Origin of the sequence: Streptomyces sp. NPDC046881 (assembly GCF_040645015.1) — a bacterium.
Classification (GTDB): Bacteria; Actinomycetota; Actinomycetes; order Streptomycetales; family Streptomycetaceae; genus Streptomyces.
On record NZ_JBEYXJ010000148.1, the window covers coordinates 1 to 16,706 of the forward strand.

A 16,706-nucleotide genomic window follows, 5' to 3' on the forward strand; every position below is an offset into this window, starting at 1 on the left:
CCGCTGCCGTGGCTGCCCAGCCACGGGCTGGACCCGACCTCGGCTTCCCGACGGGGCCCCCCGCCGTCCGGCGAGGGGCCCCTTCGGTCTACAGCTTCTCCACCGGCGCGTACCGCAGCAGCAGCCGCTTCGGCTTGGTGTCGCCGAAGTCGATCGTCGCCTCCGCGTTCGCGCCCGTGCCCTTCACCGCGACGACCGTGCCGAGCCCGAACTGGTCGTGCGTGACCCGGTCCCCGACGGCCAGGGCGACCACCGGCTTCTCCGCCGTGCGGCGCGTGGCGAACCCGGACGCGCCCGACGCCGAGGAGCGCGAACGGCTGGAGGACAGCGAGGCCGCGATCCCGGACGCCGGCCCGGAGGACACCGGCGCCGCCGCCCCCGTCCGCTTCCACTCCACGTGGGTGGCCGGGATCTCCTCCAGGAAGCGGGAGGGCGGGTTGTACGACGGCTGGCCCCAGGCGCTGCGCATCGCCGACCGCGTGAGGTACAGCCGCTCCCGCGCGCGCGTGATGCCGACGTACGCCAGGCGCCGCTCCTCCTCCAGCTCCTTGGTCTGGCCGAGGGCGCGCATGTGCGGGAAGACGCCGTCCTCCATGCCGGTCAGGAACACGACCGGGAACTCCAGGCCCTTGGCGGTGTGCAGGGTCATCAGCGTGATGACGCCGTCGCCGTCCTCCTCGTCGGGGATCTGGTCGGAGTCGGCGACCAGGGCGACCTGCTCCAGGAAGTCGGCGAGCGTGCTCTGCTCGTCCTCGCCGCGCTCCTGCTCGAACTCCAGGGCGACGGCCGCGAGTTCCTGGAGGTTCTCGATCCGGGTCTCGTCCTGGGGGTCGGTGGAGGCCTGCAACTCGGCGAGGTACCCGGTGCGTTCGAGGACCGCCTCCAGGACGGTGGCCGGGCCGGCGCCGGACTCCACGATGGTGCGCAGGTCCTCCATCAGCGTGTTGAACCGCTTGACCGCGTTGGTGGAGCGCGCGGCCATGCCGTACGCCTCGTCCACCCGCTTCAGGGCCTGCGGGAAGCTGATCTTCTCCCGCTGGGAGAGGGCGTCGATCATCGCCTCCGCGCGCTCGCCGATGCCCCGCTTGGGCACGTTGAGGATGCGGCGCAGCGGCACCGAGTCCTCGGGGTTGGCGAGGACGCGCAGGTAGGCCAGGACGTCCCGGACCTCCTTGCGCTCGTAGAAGCGGACCCCGCCGACGACCTTGTAGGGCAGGCCGACGCGGATGAAGACCTCTTCGAAGACACGGGACTGGGCGTTGGTGCGGTAGAACACGGCGACGTCGCCGGCCTTGGCGTCGCCCGCGTCGACCAGGCGGTCTATCTCGTCGGCGACGAACTGGGCCTCGTCGTGCTCGGTGTCGGCGACGTACCCGGTGATCCGGGCGCCCTGGCCGGCGTTGGTCCACAGGTTCTTCGGGCGGCGGGACTCGTTGCGCTCGATGACCGCGTTGGCCGCGCTCAGGATGGTCTGCGTGGAGCGGTAGTTCTGCTCCAGCAGGATCGTCGTCGCGTCCGGGTAGTCCTCCTCGAACTGGAGGATGTTACGGATCGTCGCGCCCCGGAAGGCGTAGATCGACTGGTCCGCGTCACCCACGACGCAGAGTTCGGCGGGCGGGATGTCGTACTCGCCGGGCGGGGTGTCGGCGTCCTGCGCGGTGCGCTCGCCCGTGCCGACGAGTTCCCGCACGAGCGCGTACTGCGCGTGGTTGGTGTCCTGGTACTCGTCCACCAGGACGTGCCGGAAGCGGCGGCGGTAGTGCTCGGCGACGTCCGGGAAGGCGCGCAGCAGGTTGACCGTCGTCATGATCAGGTCGTCGAAGTCCAGCGCGTTCGCCTCGCGCAGCCGCGACTGGTAGAGCGCGTAGGCCTGGGCGAGGGTCTTCTCGAAGCCGTCGGCGGCCTGGGCGGCGAAGTCCTCCTCGTCGATCAGCTCGTTCTTCAGGTTGCTGATCTTGGCGCTGAAGGACTTCGGCGGGAAGCGCTTGGGGTCGAGGTCCAGGTCACGGCAGACCAGGGCCATCAGGCGCTTGCTGTCGGCGGCGTCGTAGATCGAGAAGGACGAGGTGAAGCCGAGCTTCTTGCTCTCGCGGCGCAGGATGCGCACGCACGCGCTGTGGAAGGTCATCACCCACATCGCGTTCGCGCGCGGGCCGACGAGCTGCTCGACGCGCTCCTTCATCTCGCCCGCGGCCTTGTTGGTGAAGGTGATCGCGAGGATCTGGCCCGGGTGGACGCCCCGCTCGCCCAGCAGGTGCGCGATGCGGTGGGTCAGCACGCGGGTCTTGCCGGAGCCGGCGCCGGCGACGATGAGCAGCGGGGAGCCGGCGTGCACGACCGCGGCGCGCTGGTTCTCGTTCAGCCCCTCCAGGAGTGCCGCCGAGTCGAGCGCGGGGCGCGGGGCGCCGTCGCGGTAGTAGGCGTCGCGGTCCGGCGGCACGTCGAACTTCCCGCCGAACAGATCGTCCGGAAGCGGCTCCGGAGCGTGATCGTCCTCGGGCGGCGGCGGGGGCTCCTCCTGGTGCCCGCGAGGGGGCTGGAGGTCCGCCAGGAAGCTGTCGTCAAAGAGGCTGCTCATCGCTCTCCGAGTCTAGGGCGCCCCACCGACAACCGGTCACGGTCCCCGGAACATGGCGGCGCCGACGGCGGGTTGATCTTCGTACCCGAAGTGCGTTTCCGCCGCTCACACACCGGAAGCGCCCGGTCACGGGGATGTGAAAGTGCCCTTAGGTCACGGAAATGTATCGGACATACCGCACACCAACCTTCACAGAAGACACACGAGTTGGCTAGGTTGCCGTCAGGCCGTACGACCCCCCTCCGGCGAACGTCGCCGGGCCGCACGGCCTCCGCCGAGTCCGGCGCGCCCCGCACGGTGCCCGGAGCCGGGGACCCACCGATCCTGGGGTGAATCGGCCGACTCCCGCCCGGGACGACGCCGTAGGGCGACCCTTCCGAGCATCCGCCCGAACCCTCCCCCAGAGCCCTCGAGGCCTGGGACCCCCACCGCTCACCCGGTAGGCGGCAGTACGGAAGGAGTCGCCTCCCTTGGCGTCGCACCGCAAGCCGCGCCCCGGCGGCACCCCGGGAGCGGGCATCGGCACCCCCGCCCTCGCCACCGCCGCCCTCACCTCCGTGGCCGTGCTTTCCCAGACCGCCGAGGCCGCGCCCCTGCCCGCCGTCGGCCACGCCGCGCCGAGCCCGGAAGAGGTCGAGCGGAAGATCGACGACCTGTACCGCCGCGCGGAATCGGCCGCCGAGGCAGCCGCCGCGGGCAAGGAGCGGGGCGGACGCACCGACCGGGGGAACGGACGGGGCGAGCGGGGGGCCGAGCGCCGGGCCGGAGGACCGGAGCAGGGGTCCGGGCGGGCTGAGGGCCGGGGCGAGCGGGCCGAGGGGGCCGAGGCCCCGGGACGCCGCGCGGACAGCCTCCAGCGACTGCGGAACGAGGTCGCCCGCCGCGCCCAGCACCGCGCCCTGCCGAACCTGCGCGGCATGATCCCGGCCCAGCGCGGCGGGCAGGTACAGCGTGGCGGGCAGATCCAGCGCGACGCCGGTCGCGCCGGGGGCACGGGCGTCGCTCCGGCCGCCGCTCCGGCCATGGGGAGCACGGGTTTCTCCCCGTCCGTAGCCGGGGGTACGGGCGTCGCCCCGACCATGGGGAGCACGGGTTTCTCCCCCTCCGCGGCCGGGGGTACGGCCGCTGCCCCGGCCCCGGGGGCCACGGGTTTCTCCCCCTCCGTCGGGGGCTCGGGCATCGCACCGTCCGCCGGAGAGACGGCCGTCACCGGGGCCTCTCCGGACACGGGGACCGCGCGGCACGCTCGTGGCACGCGAGTCGCTCCGCCCGTTCGGGAAGCGGGAATCGCGCAGCTCGCCGGGGACACGGGAGTCGGCTTGCCCGTGCAGGACACCGGCATCGCGTCCCCTGTTCGGGAGACGGGCATCACGCCGCCTGCCAGGGATACGGCGATCGCGGCCGCGCGGGACACCGGATTGGCGTCCCCTCTCCAGGACACGAGCGTCCGGGACACCGCAGTCGCGCCTCCCGCGCGGGACACGGCCGTCGGTGCCGCTGCCGTCCAGGACAGCGGCGCCGGCGCGGCTGCCCGCGAATCAGCGGCCACCGCGCTCACCGCTGCCACGCCGGCCACCGCGCCCACAGCGGCGGCTTCCGCCGCCGCTCCCGTCACCGGCCGTCCGGACGCCGTGGCGAGCGGTCCCCAGGCCGCCAAGGCCGCCGTGCAGAAGAAGCTCGCCCACGCGCGCGTGCTGCTGGTGCAGCACGCTGTGCAGGCCGCCACCGCACCGTCCGGCACGTACGCGACCAAGGCCAGGAAGGCCATCGCGTTCGCCCGCGCGCAGGTCGGCAAGCCGTGCGTGTGGGGCGCCGCGGGTCCGGGCTCCTACGACTGCTCGGGCCTCACCCAGGCCGCCTGGAAGTCCGCCGGCGTGACCCTCCCGCGCACCGCGCGGGAGCAGGCCGAAGCGGGCACCCCGGTGCCGCCGGCCGACGCCCGCCCCGGTGACCTCGTCTTCTTCCACGACGACGTCAGTCACGTCGGGCTCTGCACGGGCGACGGCATGATGATCCACGCCCCCAGGCCGGGCGCGTACGTCCGTGAGGAGCCGGTCTCCGGCATCGGCGAGTCGGCCGTCCACAGCGTGGTGCGGCCGGGCTGACCCCGGGGCGCGTCGGGGATCAGGTCCAGAGGACGGCGATGAAGATGTTGGCCGTGGTGAGCAGGCCGACCAGACCGAAGAGGCCCTTGTCGATCCGTTCCTCGTCGCGCTTCACGTAGACCAGGCCGAGGATCACGATCAGCAGGGCCAGCTTTACGCCGATCTTGACGGTGTTGACGTGGTGGTCGTCGGCCTGGTTGAGGCCGACCAGGGCCACGCCGGTGACCAGCATGGTCAGGGCGCCGTGCAGCATCCCGGGCACGAACCGGGCCGTGCCCTGGCCCATCGCCTTCATCTGGGTGAGGAAACCGCCGAGCAGCGCGGCGATTCCGACGATGTGCAGGCCGACGAAGAGATGGATGAGTACGTCCATGGAGCCGGAGCCTAGCCAGGGGCCTCCGGCCGTCCCGCCACCGGGCCCGCCGAAGGGCCCCCCTTCCGGGCCGCTGAAGATCTGCATATATGCGAGCCATAGCACCCCACGGCCCCCGCCAGTCCCCCTTTCCGCGCTTCGGTCACCACGCTCAGTGAAGGCGACGACTCCAGTACCCTCTTGCGGTCACATACGGTCACAACCTGGTCCGTCCGAACCAGTTCCGTACAGCGCGTTACCTTCTCGTCACCGTCCGGCCTAGCGTCCTCCCCCAGGTGACCGGCTCCCCACCGCCGCCCGGGCCAGGGGCGGCAGTCGGCCACCACCGCCGAGAAAGGCCCGGCGGCGGCCCGTTCCCCTCGTCGGGCCGCCGCGGGGCGTACTGACCGCTCGGTCGTGCGAGTCGTACGGAAGGACGTGACGGTCCAGGTGGCAGCGCACCGCAAGCCCTCGCAACGCCCGTTCAGCGGCCAAACGGCCCGGACGGCCGTGACGCTCGCCCTGGCGGGCGCGGCCACCGCGACGGGCTTCGACGGGACGGGACACGCCGAGCCGCAGCTGACGCCGGAACAGGTGAAGGCCAAGGTGGACACCCTGTACCGGGAGGCCGAGACCGCCACCGAGAAGTACAACGGGGCGAAGGAGAAGGCGGACGCGTCCCAGCGGCGGCTGACCTCGATCCAGGAGGAGGCCGCCCGCAAGCAGACGAAGCTGAACTCGGCCCGGGAGACGCTGGGTTCGATCGCGGCGGCGCAGTACCGGCACGGCGGCATCGCCCCGGCCTGGCAACTGGCCCTCTCCAGCGACCCCGACCGGTACCTGGACGGCGCCGCGCTCGCCGAACGGGCCGGTGACCGGCAGGCCGCCGCGGTCTCACGGGTGCGCGGGCAGCTGCGAGAGATCGAGCGGCTGCGCGGTGCCGCGCGCATCGAACTGACCTCGCTGCGGTCCCGGCAGACCGAGCTGAACCGGCAGAAGAGGACCGTCACCGGCAAGCTGACCGAGGCCCGGCGGCTGCTGGCGCGGCTGACTCCTCGGCAGCGCACCGGGGTCACCGGTGCCGGCGGTACGGGCGGGCCGCGCGTCTCCCGGTCGGCCGCCGGCCCGCGGGAGCCGCTGGAGCGGGCCGGGTCCGCCCCGGCCCCCACCACCCGCGCTGCGGCGGCCGTCGCCTACGCCTACGGCAAGCTCGGCAGCCCCTATGTGTGGGGGGCGACCGGCCCCAACGCCTTCGACTGCTCGGGCCTGGTCCAGGCCGCCTACCGCTCCGCCGGCATCTCCCTGCCGCGCACCACCTACGCCCAGATCGACGCCGGCCACAGGGTCTCCCGCTCCGAACTCCAGCCGGGGGACCTGGTGTTCTTCTACTCCGGGATCAGTCACGTCGGCATCTACGTGGGCAACGGCCGGATGATCCACGCCCCGAACCCGTCGGCCCCGGTCCGCCTGGCCCCGATCGACGAGATGCCCTTCGCGGGGGCGACCAGGGTGGCCTGAGGGGGCGGGCCGGTGCGGGGGGCGCGGGCGAGCCCGTAGGGGGTCAGACCAGCCGGCGTGCGGTCGCCCAGCGGGTCAGCTCGTGCCGGTTGGACAGCTGGAGCTTGCGCAGGACCGCCGAGACATGGGACTCGACCGTCTTCACCGAGATGAACAGCTGCTTGGCGATCTCCTTGTACGCGTAGCCACGGGCGATCAGGCGCAGCACCTCGCGTTCCCGCTGGGTGAGGCGGTCCAGGTCCTCGTCCACCGGCGGGGCGTCGGTGGAGGCGAAGGCGTCCAGCACGAACCCGGCGAGCCGCGGGGAGAAGACGGCGTCGCCCTCCTGGACGCGGAAGATGGAGTCGACGAGGTCGGCGCCGGTGATGGTCTTGGTGACATAGCCCCGGGCGCCGCCGCGGATCACCCCGATCACGTCCTCCGCCGCGTCCGACACGGACAGCGCGAGGAACCGGACGGGCTGTTCGGCGTCCGCCGTCAACGCCGCGCACCGACGCAGCACTTCGACCCCGCCGCCGCCCGGCAGGTGGACGTCGAGGAGGACGACCTCGGGCCGGGTGGCGGTGATGACCGTGACCGCCTGGTCGACGTCGGCGGCCTCGCCGACCACCTCGACACCGGTCTCTGCCGTCCGGCCGATCTCGGCCTGGACGCCGGCGCGGAACATCCGGTGGTCGTCCACGAGGACCACCCGGACGTGCCGCCCGCCCGCACCGCCGGGCCCTTCGGACTCGGCCGGCTCCGCTGCCCCCGCCGTGCCGTTCGCCTCGGTCGAGTCGCTCATGACGTCTTCTCCGCCCTCTCCATCTCCAGCTCGACCTCGGTGCCGCCGCCGGGCACCGCCCGCAACCGGGCCGTGCCGCCGTTGCGTTCCATACGGCCGATGATCGATTCTCTGACACCCATGCGGTCGGTGGGTATCGCGTCGAGGTCGAAGCCGGGGCCGCGGTCCCGTACGGACACGAAGACCGTCTTCCCCTCGACTTCGGCGTAGACCTGTACGGCACCGCCCTCGCCACCGTACTTGGCGGCGTTCACCATCGCCTCGCGCGCGGCCTGCATCTGCGCACCGGTCCTCTCGTCCAGCGGGCAGTCGCCGACGATCACGACCTCGATGGGGACGCCGTGCTTGTCCTCCACCTCGGCGGCGTTGCGACGCACCGCCTCGGCGACCGTGTCCGGCTCGTCGGCCTCGTCCTTGCCGGTGCCCTCCGGTTTGTACAGCCAGGCGCGCAGTTCGCGCTCCTGGGCGCGGGCGAGGCGGCGCACCTCGCTCGCCTGGTCGGCGTTGCGCTGGATCAGGGTGAGGGTGTGCAGCACGGAGTCGTGGACGTGGGCGGCGACCTCTGCGCGCTCCTGGGCGCGGATGCGCATCAACCGCTCCTCGGACAGGTCCTGGGTCATGCGGACCAGGTAGGGGCCGGCGAGCAGGGTGATGCCGACGAGGACGGCGAGCGCGGCCTGCAGGACCGCGCCCAGGTGGGCGGCGGAGCCCTGCAGCACGAAGACGACGGTGACACCGGCCGTGACGAGCAGGACGCCGCCGGCGGTGCGCAGCAGGGTGAGGGTGCGGCGCCGGCGGCCGGCCTCGACCCAGCGGGCCCGGCGGGCGTTGTCCGCCTGGCGCCAGACGAGGGCGACACCGGCCGCGACGAGGACGGCGGGGACCAGGTACGCCTTGGCCGCGCTGTCCAGGTCGACGCTGCTCACGAAGACCATGGACACGATGACCATGAGGAGCAGCGCGACGATCTGGCCCCGGTCCGGTTTGCGGGCGACGCGTCTGCGGCGGCCGTCGGGCCCGCCCTCCGTGCCCACCGGCGACGGCTTCTGGTCGCCGACGCCGCCGACGCCGAGCGGGACGAAGAACCAGAACGCGGCGTACAGCAGCGCTCCGAGGCCGTCGGCCATGAACAGGCCGACGAAGACGAGCCGCACCCACACGACGGGCAGCCCGAGATGCCCGGCGAGGCCCCGCGCCACTCCGCCGAGCCAGCGTCCGTCGCTGCTGCGGTAGAGCTTGCGCGGCGGCCGCGGGTCGTCGAGTGGCAGGCTTGCGGCTTCCGGCATGCCAACGATGGTCACACGGCCGGGCGGACGGGGCATCAGGGTCGGCCCCCGAGACACCCCTGATCTTCCGTCGGGGCCGGTCCGGGTGGGCGGACAGGCGGGCGGCGGGGGCCGGTCGAACGCTTCCCCGTCTCGTCTCAGGGCCGATTTCAGGGTTCGCCCAGGGTCGTCCCGACTGCCGCCGCGGCGGCCGGGCCGTCACCATGGAACGCATGACGGATCACGAGCACGCCGCGACGGGTCCGGGACCCGGCCCCGGCCCGCGCCCGGCCCCGGGCACCGGGCCGACGGATGCCGCGCCCGCCGCGACGGACGAGACGGGAGCGGCCGGCGCCGGCACCCATTCCCCCACGGACGGGCCCGCGCAGCAGGAGGGTGCCGGCGCCCCCGACCGGCTCCGGCGCGACCGCCGGCACAAGATGATCGCGGGCGTGTGTGCGGGACTGGGCCGGCAGACCGACATGGACCCGGTGATCTTCCGGATCACGCTGGCCGTGCTGTCGGCGACCGGCGGCCTGGGCCTCATCTTCTACGGCTTCGTCTGGCTCCTGGTGCCGTACGAGGACGAGGAGGAGAACGAGCTGCGCAAGCTCTTCACGGCCCGGGTCGACGGCCAGGCGCTGGCCGCCGTGCTGTTCACGCTGGTCGGCTGCGGGATCCTGCTGACCCTGCTGAAGAACGGCGGGGTGCTGGCGTTCGCCACGGTGCTCTCGCTGCTGCTGGCCGGCGCGGGGTACTGGTCGCCGCGCCGTGGGGCCCCGGGTCCCGACCCGCTGGCCGCGCAGGCCGCCGCCGACGCCCCGCCGGAGGCCCAGGCGCCGCCGGTCGTCGCCACCTACCCGTCGTGGTGGCGGGACCCGATCGTCAAGGACGGCTCTCATGTCGGCGGGACCGGGTATCTGTGGGGACCGGGCGACGCCGGGGAGCGGGACCCCCTCTCGGTCGTGGACGTCGGCATGGCCGCCCCCTGGACGCACCCCGGGGCGATACGGCCGCCGCACCCCGCGCCTCCGAGACCACGCGGACCACGCTGGATCGGCGGCTGGGTGTTTCTGCTGGCCCTGCTGACGGGCGGTGCGGTCACCGGGCTCGGCTGGCACACGCATCCGCTGGGCACCAGCCTGCAGGCCGGTCTGGCGGGCGCGCTGGCGGTGTTCGGACTGGGCATCGCGGTCAGCGCGGTCCTGGGCCGGACGGGGGCCGGGACGGTGTTCCTGGCGCTGGTCACGGCGGCGCTGCTCGCCGGGGCGGCGGCCCTGCCCCGGGACATCACCACCGACTGGCGCAAGACGTCCTGGAAGCCGGCCGCGGCGGCCCAGGTGCGGTCGGAGTACGACCTCGGCACCGGGCGGGGCACCCTGGACCTGACCCGGGTGCACCCGGGCAGGGGGCAGACGGTCTCGACGGACGCCCGGGTGGGGGCGGGAGAGCTGAAGGTGGTCGTGCCGGCGGACGCGACCGTGCGGATGAGCATCGACGTGGGGGTGGGCGACATCCGGTTGCCCGGGGACAGCGCGAGGGACGTGGACGTGCGGCCGGGCAGGCACAAGGAGGTGACGCTGGCTCCGGCCGAAGGTGCCGGGAAGGCCGGCACGCTGGAACTGACGCTCGGCGTCGGAGTGGGACAGGTGGAGGTCAGCCGTGCTGCGTCATGAGTTCCAGCCCGGGAAGCTGGTCGCCGGGCTCTTCCTCACCGCCACCGCTGCGGTGTACGCGGGGGACGCGGGCGGGCTGTGGGAGGCCCCGTGGTTCGCGGTCGTGCCGCTGGTCGTGGGCGGGCTGTGTCTGGCCGGGGCGACGGCCGCGCTGACTCGGGGGATACGCAGACGGGGCGGGGCGGAGGGCGGCGCGGAGGGCGGTCAGAGGTAGCCGTGGGCCCGTCGGCGCCGTGCCCGCCAGGCCGCGTCCACCGAGAGATAGGGGGCGCCGGCGAGGACGAGGGGGAGCCAGGCCATCAGGTAGGCGAGGTCGTTGCCGTAGTAGTAGGGGGTGCTGGCCCAGCTCACCGTCAGCCAGAGGCTGAGCGAGATCAGCGCGCCGCCGAGTGCGGCCAGCCGGCCGAACAGTCCGAGGAGGGTGCCGATGCCGACGGCCAGTTCGCCGAGGGCGACGGCGTAGCCGAAGCCGACCGGGCTCTTCAGAGCGAGGTCGACCATGGCCGGGATGGCGGAGGAGTCGCGGGCCGCGCGCATGGTCTCGCCGATCGAGCCGGTGCCGGCGGACTGCATGAAGGCGCTGTCGGTGAGCTTGTCCAGGCCGGCGTAGATGAAGGTGACGCCCAGGAAGATGCGCAGGGGCAGCAGGGCGTACTGGGCGGCGGTGTCCCGCCAGGTGCGGGGTCCGTGCAGCCCGGTGGTGTGTGTCTCGGTCCGCATGCCGTGAGTCATCGCCCCAGCCGCCTCTCGCCCGCCGTGCCACCCCTGCATTGACCATACGTATGACGAAGGGAGTCGGTTCAATCCTCTCGCGGATGATTTTCCGGATTTCGGGTGCTCGCGCGGGTCTGCCCGGTGCTCACTCGGTGACCTGGAGCGGGTACCGGTTGGTCGCCACACCGGCCGCGGTCACCACCTGGACGTCCACGGCGCCGGGCTCCACGTCGGCGGGCACGGGCACGGTCAGGGCGTGGTCCGTGGGGTTGCGGAAGCCGCCGGCGACGGGGACCAGGGGGACGTGGACGTCGACCGCGCCGATGCGGACGACCATGTGGGAGAGCCGGTCGGCGGTCTGGGCACCGGGCGGGACGAAGCCGCTGCCGCGGATCTCGATGTCGTCGCCGGTGCGGATCGGGCCGTCCAGGTCGCCGGGTTCGCGGGCGCGGACCACCGAGAGGATCACCGGCCGGCCGCCCTCGGCGTACTTGCCGGCCAGGTAGGTCGCGGCCGAGATCAGCACGACCACGGCCAGACCCCAGGGCAGGTCGGGCAGTCGGTCGGGGCGGCGGGCCAGCCGTACGGCGGCGAACAGCAGGGCGACGGCGCTGATGGCGACGTACTGGATGTCGGCGAAGGCGCCCTTGCCGGAGTCGTCGGTGAGCAGGTCGGCGGCGCGCGGGCGGTGGGCCGGCACCTTCTGCAGCCGCTGGGCGAGCACGCGCAGGCCCACCACCCGGCGGACCAGGACGGCGATGCCGCACACCACGGCGAGGACGGTCACCACGCCCGCGCCGTGCGCCAGATCGAGACCGGAGATCAGCGCGTCGCGTTCGGCGTGGTCGGAGGCGGCGGCCAGGCGGGCGGCCAGCAGCAGGACGGCGTAACCGACGAACAGCACCCAGCAGGCGGCGACGGTACGGGAGGTGGAGATGCGGTTGTCCTCGCCGATCACCGGGGCGAGCGCTCCGCCGCGCGCCCGGTGCAGGAGGCAGGCGGCGGTCAGCGCGCCGGCGACGGCCAGTGCGGCGAGCAGGGTCGCGGTGCGGGCGCCGGTCCAGCCCGCGCCGATCGCGGTGAGCGCCTCGGCGAGCAGCAGCGCGACGACCGCGCCCCACACGGCGCAGACCGTGCGCAGCCACAGCCGGGCGAGCCAGGCCGCGCCCTCGGCCCGGCCCTGTTCGGCGACGGCCTCGGCCCGCTGGGTCAGTTCCTCGGAGACCCATTGGCGGGACGCCGAGGCGGAGTGCGCCACGGCCGCCGGCAGTCCCCGGCCGGCGGCGAACTCGTCGCGCCGGCGCAGGAACGCGGCGACGGCCCGCCGGTGTCCCTCCCGGGCGCCGTGCGGGCAGTCCCCGCAGGTGCAGCCGCCCTCGTGGACGCCCTCGGCATCCGAGTCCCCTCTCGCCTCCTGCACCGCCACGCCCGACGCCCGCCTTCCCCACGACCTGCCGATCCGGCCGCCCGCCCCGGCTGGGCGCACGACGGCCGGGCAACTCCCCGGTGACGAGAGCGAATTGTGCCCTACGCCGGGGCCTTCGGGGCGGCCTGGCGGGTTCACCGCGGGTGAAGCCGGGACTGCCGTGTTGACCCGGCTGCGAGAATCGCCGTATGGCCGAGATCATCCAGCGGGACGGGACCTGGGCCTTCGACGGCAGCACGATCCGGATCACCCCCGGGCCGCACCGCTCGGTGCCGCTGTTCCGGCAGACCTACGGGGAGGTCGCCGTACCGCTGGAGGCGGTCTCGGGGGTGGTCTACGAGCCGGAGCGCAGGCGCGGCCGGCTGCGGATGCGGCTGCGGGAGGGCGCCGATCCCCTGCTGCAAGCCACCGGTGGCCGACTGCCGGACGCGGCCGACCCGTACCGGCTGACGGTGGACGCGGACCGTTCGGGGGTCGCGCAGTACCTCGCCGAGGAGATCCGGCACGCGCTGCTCCTGGAGCAGGTCCCCGCCGGGCCGACGGACGGCTATCTGCTGCCGGGGCCGCCGGTGCCGGTCTCGGTGCGGTCCTCCGACGGCACGGTGTCCTTCGACGGCGGCCGGGTGCGCATCGACTGGGCCGACACCTCCGACCGGGTCAAGCGCGCGACCGGCCCGCGGATCATCGCGCTCGGGGACCTGGTGCAGGTGGAGTGGCTGCCCAACTCCGGGTCCGGGGACGGCTTCCTGCGGTTCGTGACCCGGGAGACGGTGTTCTCCAAGCTGCCGCCCGAGCGGGACCCGTACGCCCTGGAGCTGTGGGGCAGTGTCCGCCGGGATCTGCTGACGGCGCTGGTCGCGACGGCCGTCACCGCCCGGCTGCCGCACCCCTCCACCCGCGCCGGCGGTCCGCCCGGGGGCCCGCCCCGGTCACCGGACGGTGTGCCGGCCCGGGACGGCCGTCACGACGTGCTGCTGCGCCGGCTGCGGGAGCTGGGCGAGCTGCACCGGGAGGGGGTGCTCACGGACGAGGAGTTCGCGCGGACCAAGGCCGTCATCCTCGGGGACTTCGGGTGCGGCGGCCTCAGCTGAGCAGGTCGGGTTCGCCGCGGCTGATGTCCTGCCACAGCGGCTGGTAGTTGATCCAGGCCACCAGGTCGCCGCCGAGCTGCTCGCGGGTGGCGACGGCGAGCTTGTGGTCGATGAGCACCGGCCGGCCGGCCGCCTTCGCCAGCAGCTGCACCTGGCAGGACCGCTCCAGGGACAGGAACCACCAGGCCGCCGCGTCCACCGAGTCGCCGACGGTGAGCAGGCCGTGGTTGCGCAGCACGAGCGCCTTGCGGGAGCCCAGCGCGGCGGCGATCCGGCGGCCCTCCTCGGCGTCGACGGTGACGCCGGTGTAGGCGTCGTAGAGGGCGAGGTCCTCGTAGAAGGCGCAGCTCTCCTGGGTGATGGGGTCGATGAGGTCGCCGAGCGCAGCGAGGGCGCGGCCGTGCACGGAGTGGCAGTGGGCGACGGCGACGACGTCGGGCCGGGCGGCGTGCACCTGGGCGTGCACGGTGAACGCGGCCTGGTTGACGTGGTAGCGGCCCTCGACGACCTGGCCGTCCTGGTTGGCGAGGACGAGATCGCCGACGGTGACGTGCTTGAACGGCATGCCGAACGGGTTGACCCAGAAGCAGTCGGTGAACTCCGGGTCCCGGGCGGTGATGTGTCCGGACACCCCGTCCTCGAACCCGGCCCGGCCGAAGATCCGCAAGGCGCCCGCGAGCCGCTCCTTGCGGTGCCGGCGTTCGTCCTCGACGGACTCGTGCATCGGCGGCATGGCGAACTGCAGCCGGTCGGTGGGCAGCGGCAGGGGCGGGGTCGGCCCGTGCATAGATCCTCCCGTACGGGAATTGCGGTACGGGCCGGAAGGTACCCTCGGCCGGCGCAAAAGGGCAGAGCTGTTCCGTAAAGATGCCGTGCGTCACGCATACCCGACAGAGGATGTCGGGTTTCCGGGAGAGGCTGCCCCGTATGAACTGGGCAGACTTCCGCACCGCCGTACCCGCTCTGGCGCAGACCGCCGAGGAGCGCTTCGGCGCGTACCGGCACCACGTCCTGGCGACCCTCCGCAAGGACGGCTCGCCCCGCACCTGCGGGATCGAAGTCCGTTTCCTGGGCGGGGAGCTGTGGCTCGGCATGATGCCGGGTTCCCTCAAGGCCCTCGATCTGCGCCGCGACCCGCGTTTCACCCTCCAGGCCAACCCCGGCGAGGGGACGGGCATGGGCGGCGGCGACGTCCGGATCGGCGGACGGGCGTACGAGGTCGAGGACGGCGGGGCGAGGGCCGCGTACGTGAAAGAGGTGGAACCGCCGCAGCCGTTCCACCTCTTCCGCACCGAGCTGACGGAGGTCGTACGGACCTACGTCGAGGACGACACGTATCTGGTCACCCAGGTCTGGAAGCCCGGTGAGCCCCTGCGCACGCTCAAGCGTGCCTAGGGCCTACTCCCACTCGATCGTCCCCGGCGGCTTGGAGGTGATGTCCAGGACGACCCGGTTGACGTCCCGGACCTCGTTGGTGATGCGGGTCGAGATGCGGCCGAGGACGTCGTACGGCAGCCGGGACCAGTCGGCGGTCATGGCGTCCTCGGAGGACACCGGGCGCAGGACGATCGGGTGGCCGTAGGTGCGGCCGTCGCCCTGGACGCCCACGCTGCGGACGTCGGCGAGCAGGACCACCGGGCACTGCCAGATGTCGCGGTCCAGGCCGGCCGCCGTCAGCTCCTCGCGGGCGATGGCGTCGGCCTCGCGGAGCAGGTCCAGGCGCTCCTTCGTCACCTCGCCGACGATCCGGATGCCCAGGCCGGGGCCGGGGAAGGGCTGGCGCTGGACGATCTCCTCCGGCAGGCCCAGCTCCTGGCCGACCATGCGGACCTCGTCCTTGAACAGCTTGCGCAGCGGCTCGATCAGCTTGAACTCGAGGTCCTCGGGCAGGCCGCCGACGTTGTGGTGCGACTTGATGTTGGCGGTGCCGGTGCCGCCGCCGGACTCGACCACGTCCGGGTACAGGGTGCCCTGGACCAGGAACTCCACGGCCGGGCCCTCGTCGGCGATGATCTCGGCCTGCGCCTGCTCGAAGACGCGGATGAACTCCCGGCCGATGATCTTCCGCTTCTCCTCGGGGTCGGAGACCCCGGCGAGTGCCTTGAGGAAGCGCTCCTCGGCGTCGACGACCTTCAGCTGGACGCCGGTGGCCGCGACGAAGTCCTTCTCGACCTGCTCGGTCTCGCCCTTGCGCATCAGGCCGTGGTCGACGTAGACGCAGGTCAGCTGGGAGCCGATGGCCTTCTGGACCAGGGCGGCGGCCACGGCGGAGTCGACGCCGCCGGACAGGCCGCAGATCGCGCGCTTGTCGCCGACCAGCTCGCGGATGGCCGCGACCTGCTCCTCGATCACGTTGCCGGTGGTCCAGTCCGGCTTCAGACCGGCTCCGCGGTACAGGAAGTGCTCCAGCACCTGCTGGCCGTGCGTGGAGTGCATGACCTCGGGGTGGTACTGGACGCCGTAGAGCTTCTTTTCGTCGTTCTCGAAGGCGGCGACCGGGACGACGTCCGTGGACGCGGTGACCGCGAAGCCCTCGGGGGCGGCGGAGCAGGCGTCGCCGTGCGACATCCACACGTGCTGCTCGTCCGGGGTGCCCTCGAAGAGGGTGGAGGAGTTCTTGGAGACGTGCAGGTCGGTACGGCCGTACTCGCGGGCGCCGGTGTTGTCGACGGTGCCGCCGAGGGTCTGGGCCATGAGCTGGAAGCCGTAGCACATGCCGAAGACGGGGACGCCGGCCTCGAAGAGCTCGCGGTCGAGGGTGGGGGCGCCCTCCTCGTACACGGACGAGGGGCCGCCGGAGAGGATGATCGCCGCGGGGTTCTTGGCGAGCATCTCGGCGACCGGCATGGTGCTGGGCACGATCTCGCTGTAGACCCGCGCCTCGCGGACGCGACGGGCGATGAGCTGGGCGTACTGCGCGCCGAAGTCGACGACCAGGACGGTGTCGGGGGTGGCGGCAGACTGGGTCGCTGATGACACGGGGTGCCTTCTGGTGGTCGGGCGGGGGTCTGTACTCCCGATTCTAACGGGGTGGCCGCGGGACCTCCGCGAGGAGCCGCCATGGCATACTGGCCCGCATGCGCAAGCACTCGACCTTCGTCTTTACCTATGGCATCCGGCCCGCCGGCTGCCATGGTCGTGCTGCTTGAGCGAACCGCCAAGCGACTTCCCAGGCGCCCCGGGCCGACAAGGCCCGG

General features: G+C 73.2%; 14 protein-coding genes. 6 read left to right on the top strand and 8 right to left on the bottom strand.

The features are described 5' to 3' along the window. Positions 1-88: 88 nt before the first annotated feature. Positions 89-2,578, bottom strand: coding sequence for a DNA helicase PcrA (gene pcrA, locus ABZ923_RS37815; protein ID WP_361481744.1), 2,490 nt, complete (start codon positions 2,576-2,578; stop codon positions 89-91). 470 nt (positions 2,579-3,048) lie between these two features. Between pcrA and ABZ923_RS37820 the strand changes: the two genes are divergently transcribed. Continuing rightward, entirely contained in the window at positions 3,049-4,683 is a 1,635-nt protein-coding gene (locus ABZ923_RS37820) for an NlpC/P60 family protein (RefSeq protein WP_361481747.1), read from the top strand. Between the two features lie 19 nt (positions 4,684-4,702). Here the strand turns inward: ABZ923_RS37820 and ABZ923_RS37825 are convergent, their stop codons facing one another. Further along, positions 4,703-5,056 carry a hypothetical protein gene (locus tag ABZ923_RS37825; protein ID WP_189978551.1) on the bottom strand — a complete coding sequence of 118 codons (354 nt, stop codon included), beginning with the start codon at positions 5,054-5,056 and terminating at the stop codon, positions 4,703-4,705. Positions 5,057-5,485: 429 nt separating this feature from the next. Here ABZ923_RS37825 and ABZ923_RS37830 point away from each other — a divergent pair, with 429 nt between their 5' ends. After that, the gene (locus ABZ923_RS37830; RefSeq protein ID WP_361481781.1) at positions 5,486-6,553 is read left to right on the top strand and encodes an NlpC/P60 family protein; all 1,068 of its coding nucleotides are present in this window, start codon (positions 5,486-5,488) and stop codon (positions 6,551-6,553) included. 43 nt (positions 6,554-6,596) lie between these two features. Here the strand turns inward: ABZ923_RS37830 and ABZ923_RS37835 are convergent, their stop codons facing one another. Continuing rightward, positions 6,597-7,337 carry a response regulator transcription factor gene (locus ABZ923_RS37835; RefSeq protein ID WP_361481751.1) on the bottom strand — a complete coding sequence of 247 codons (741 nt, stop codon included), beginning with the start codon at positions 7,335-7,337 and terminating at the stop codon, positions 6,597-6,599. Next, positions 7,334-8,623 carry a PspC domain-containing protein gene (locus ABZ923_RS37840; RefSeq protein WP_361481754.1) on the bottom strand — a complete coding sequence of 430 codons (1,290 nt, stop codon included), beginning with the start codon at positions 8,621-8,623 and terminating at the stop codon, positions 7,334-7,336. The genes ABZ923_RS37835 and ABZ923_RS37840 overlap by 4 nt, the downstream gene beginning before the upstream one ends. A gap of 212 nt (positions 8,624-8,835) precedes the next feature. Here ABZ923_RS37840 and ABZ923_RS37845 point away from each other — a divergent pair, with 212 nt between their 5' ends. Next, positions 8,836-10,278 carry a PspC domain-containing protein gene (locus tag ABZ923_RS37845; protein ID WP_361481757.1) on the top strand — a complete coding sequence of 481 codons (1,443 nt, stop codon included), beginning with the start codon at positions 8,836-8,838 and terminating at the stop codon, positions 10,276-10,278. Next, positions 10,265-10,492, top strand: coding sequence for a hypothetical protein (locus ABZ923_RS37850; protein ID WP_361481760.1), 228 nt, complete (start codon positions 10,265-10,267; stop codon positions 10,490-10,492). Before ABZ923_RS37845 ends, ABZ923_RS37850 begins: the two co-directional genes overlap by 14 nt. Here the strand turns inward: ABZ923_RS37850 and ABZ923_RS37855 are convergent. Then, positions 10,483-11,010 carry a DoxX family protein gene (locus tag ABZ923_RS37855; RefSeq protein ID WP_361481763.1) on the bottom strand — a complete coding sequence of 176 codons (528 nt, stop codon included), beginning with the start codon at positions 11,008-11,010 and terminating at the stop codon, positions 10,483-10,485. The two genes, ABZ923_RS37850 and ABZ923_RS37855, sit on opposite strands and share 10 nt — an antisense overlap. 127 nt (positions 11,011-11,137) lie before the next feature. After that, a complete protein-coding gene (locus ABZ923_RS37860; protein WP_361481766.1) occupies positions 11,138-12,418 on the bottom strand; it encodes a hypothetical protein in 1,281 nt (426 codons plus the stop codon). A 188-nt stretch (positions 12,419-12,606) separates the two neighbouring features. On the opposite strand from ABZ923_RS37860, the gene ABZ923_RS37865 reads away from it, so the two are divergent. Beyond that, positions 12,607-13,509 carry a DUF4429 domain-containing protein gene (locus ABZ923_RS37865; RefSeq protein ID WP_361481769.1) on the top strand — a complete coding sequence of 301 codons (903 nt, stop codon included), beginning with the start codon at positions 12,607-12,609 and terminating at the stop codon, positions 13,507-13,509. On the opposite strand, the gene ABZ923_RS37870 is transcribed toward ABZ923_RS37865, so the two are convergent. Further along, complete coding sequence (locus tag ABZ923_RS37870) at positions 13,502-14,296, bottom strand: class II aldolase/adducin family protein (protein WP_361481772.1); 795 nt, start codon at positions 14,294-14,296, stop codon at positions 13,502-13,504. The two genes, ABZ923_RS37865 and ABZ923_RS37870, sit on opposite strands and share 8 nt — an antisense overlap. 140 nt (positions 14,297-14,436) lie before the next feature. Here ABZ923_RS37870 and ABZ923_RS37875 point away from each other — a divergent pair, with 140 nt between their 5' ends. After that, a complete protein-coding gene (locus tag ABZ923_RS37875; protein ID WP_361481775.1) occupies positions 14,437-14,904 on the top strand; it encodes a pyridoxamine 5'-phosphate oxidase family protein in 468 nt (155 codons plus the stop codon). 3 nt (positions 14,905-14,907) lie between these two features. Here ABZ923_RS37875 and guaA read toward each other — a convergent pair whose 3' ends face one another. Further along, positions 14,908-16,488 (bottom strand): glutamine-hydrolyzing GMP synthase, encoded by a 1,581-nt coding sequence (gene guaA, locus ABZ923_RS37880; protein ID WP_361481778.1) that lies wholly within the window; start codon positions 16,486-16,488, stop codon positions 14,908-14,910. Between the last annotated feature and the right edge of the window lie 218 nt (positions 16,489-16,706).

What these genes read in the sequence shown, in the direction of transcription:
- pcrA (WP_361481744.1), bottom strand. Translation starts at nt 2,578, where the DNA reads ATGAGCAGCCTCTTTGACGACAGCTTCCTGGCGGACCTCCAGCCCCCT.
- ABZ923_RS37865 (WP_361481769.1), top strand. Translation starts at nt 12,607, where the DNA reads ATGGCCGAGATCATCCAGCGGGACGGGACCTGGGCCTTCGACGGCAGC.
- ABZ923_RS37875 (WP_361481775.1), top strand. Translation starts at nt 14,437, where the DNA reads ATGAACTGGGCAGACTTCCGCACCGCCGTACCCGCTCTGGCGCAGACC.
- ABZ923_RS37845 (WP_361481757.1), top strand. Translation starts at nt 8,836, where the DNA reads ATGACGGATCACGAGCACGCCGCGACGGGTCCGGGACCCGGCCCCGGC.
- ABZ923_RS37840 (WP_361481754.1), bottom strand. Translation starts at nt 8,623, where the DNA reads ATGCCGGAAGCCGCAAGCCTGCCACTCGACGACCCGCGGCCGCCGCGC.
- ABZ923_RS37825 (WP_189978551.1), bottom strand. Translation starts at nt 5,056, where the DNA reads ATGGACGTACTCATCCATCTCTTCGTCGGCCTGCACATCGTCGGAATC.
- ABZ923_RS37855 (WP_361481763.1), bottom strand. Translation starts at nt 11,010, where the DNA reads ATGACTCACGGCATGCGGACCGAGACACACACCACCGGGCTGCACGGA.
- ABZ923_RS37835 (WP_361481751.1), bottom strand. Translation starts at nt 7,337, where the DNA reads ATGAGCGACTCGACCGAGGCGAACGGCACGGCGGGGGCAGCGGAGCCG.
- ABZ923_RS37870 (WP_361481772.1), bottom strand. Translation starts at nt 14,296, where the DNA reads ATGCACGGGCCGACCCCGCCCCTGCCGCTGCCCACCGACCGGCTGCAG.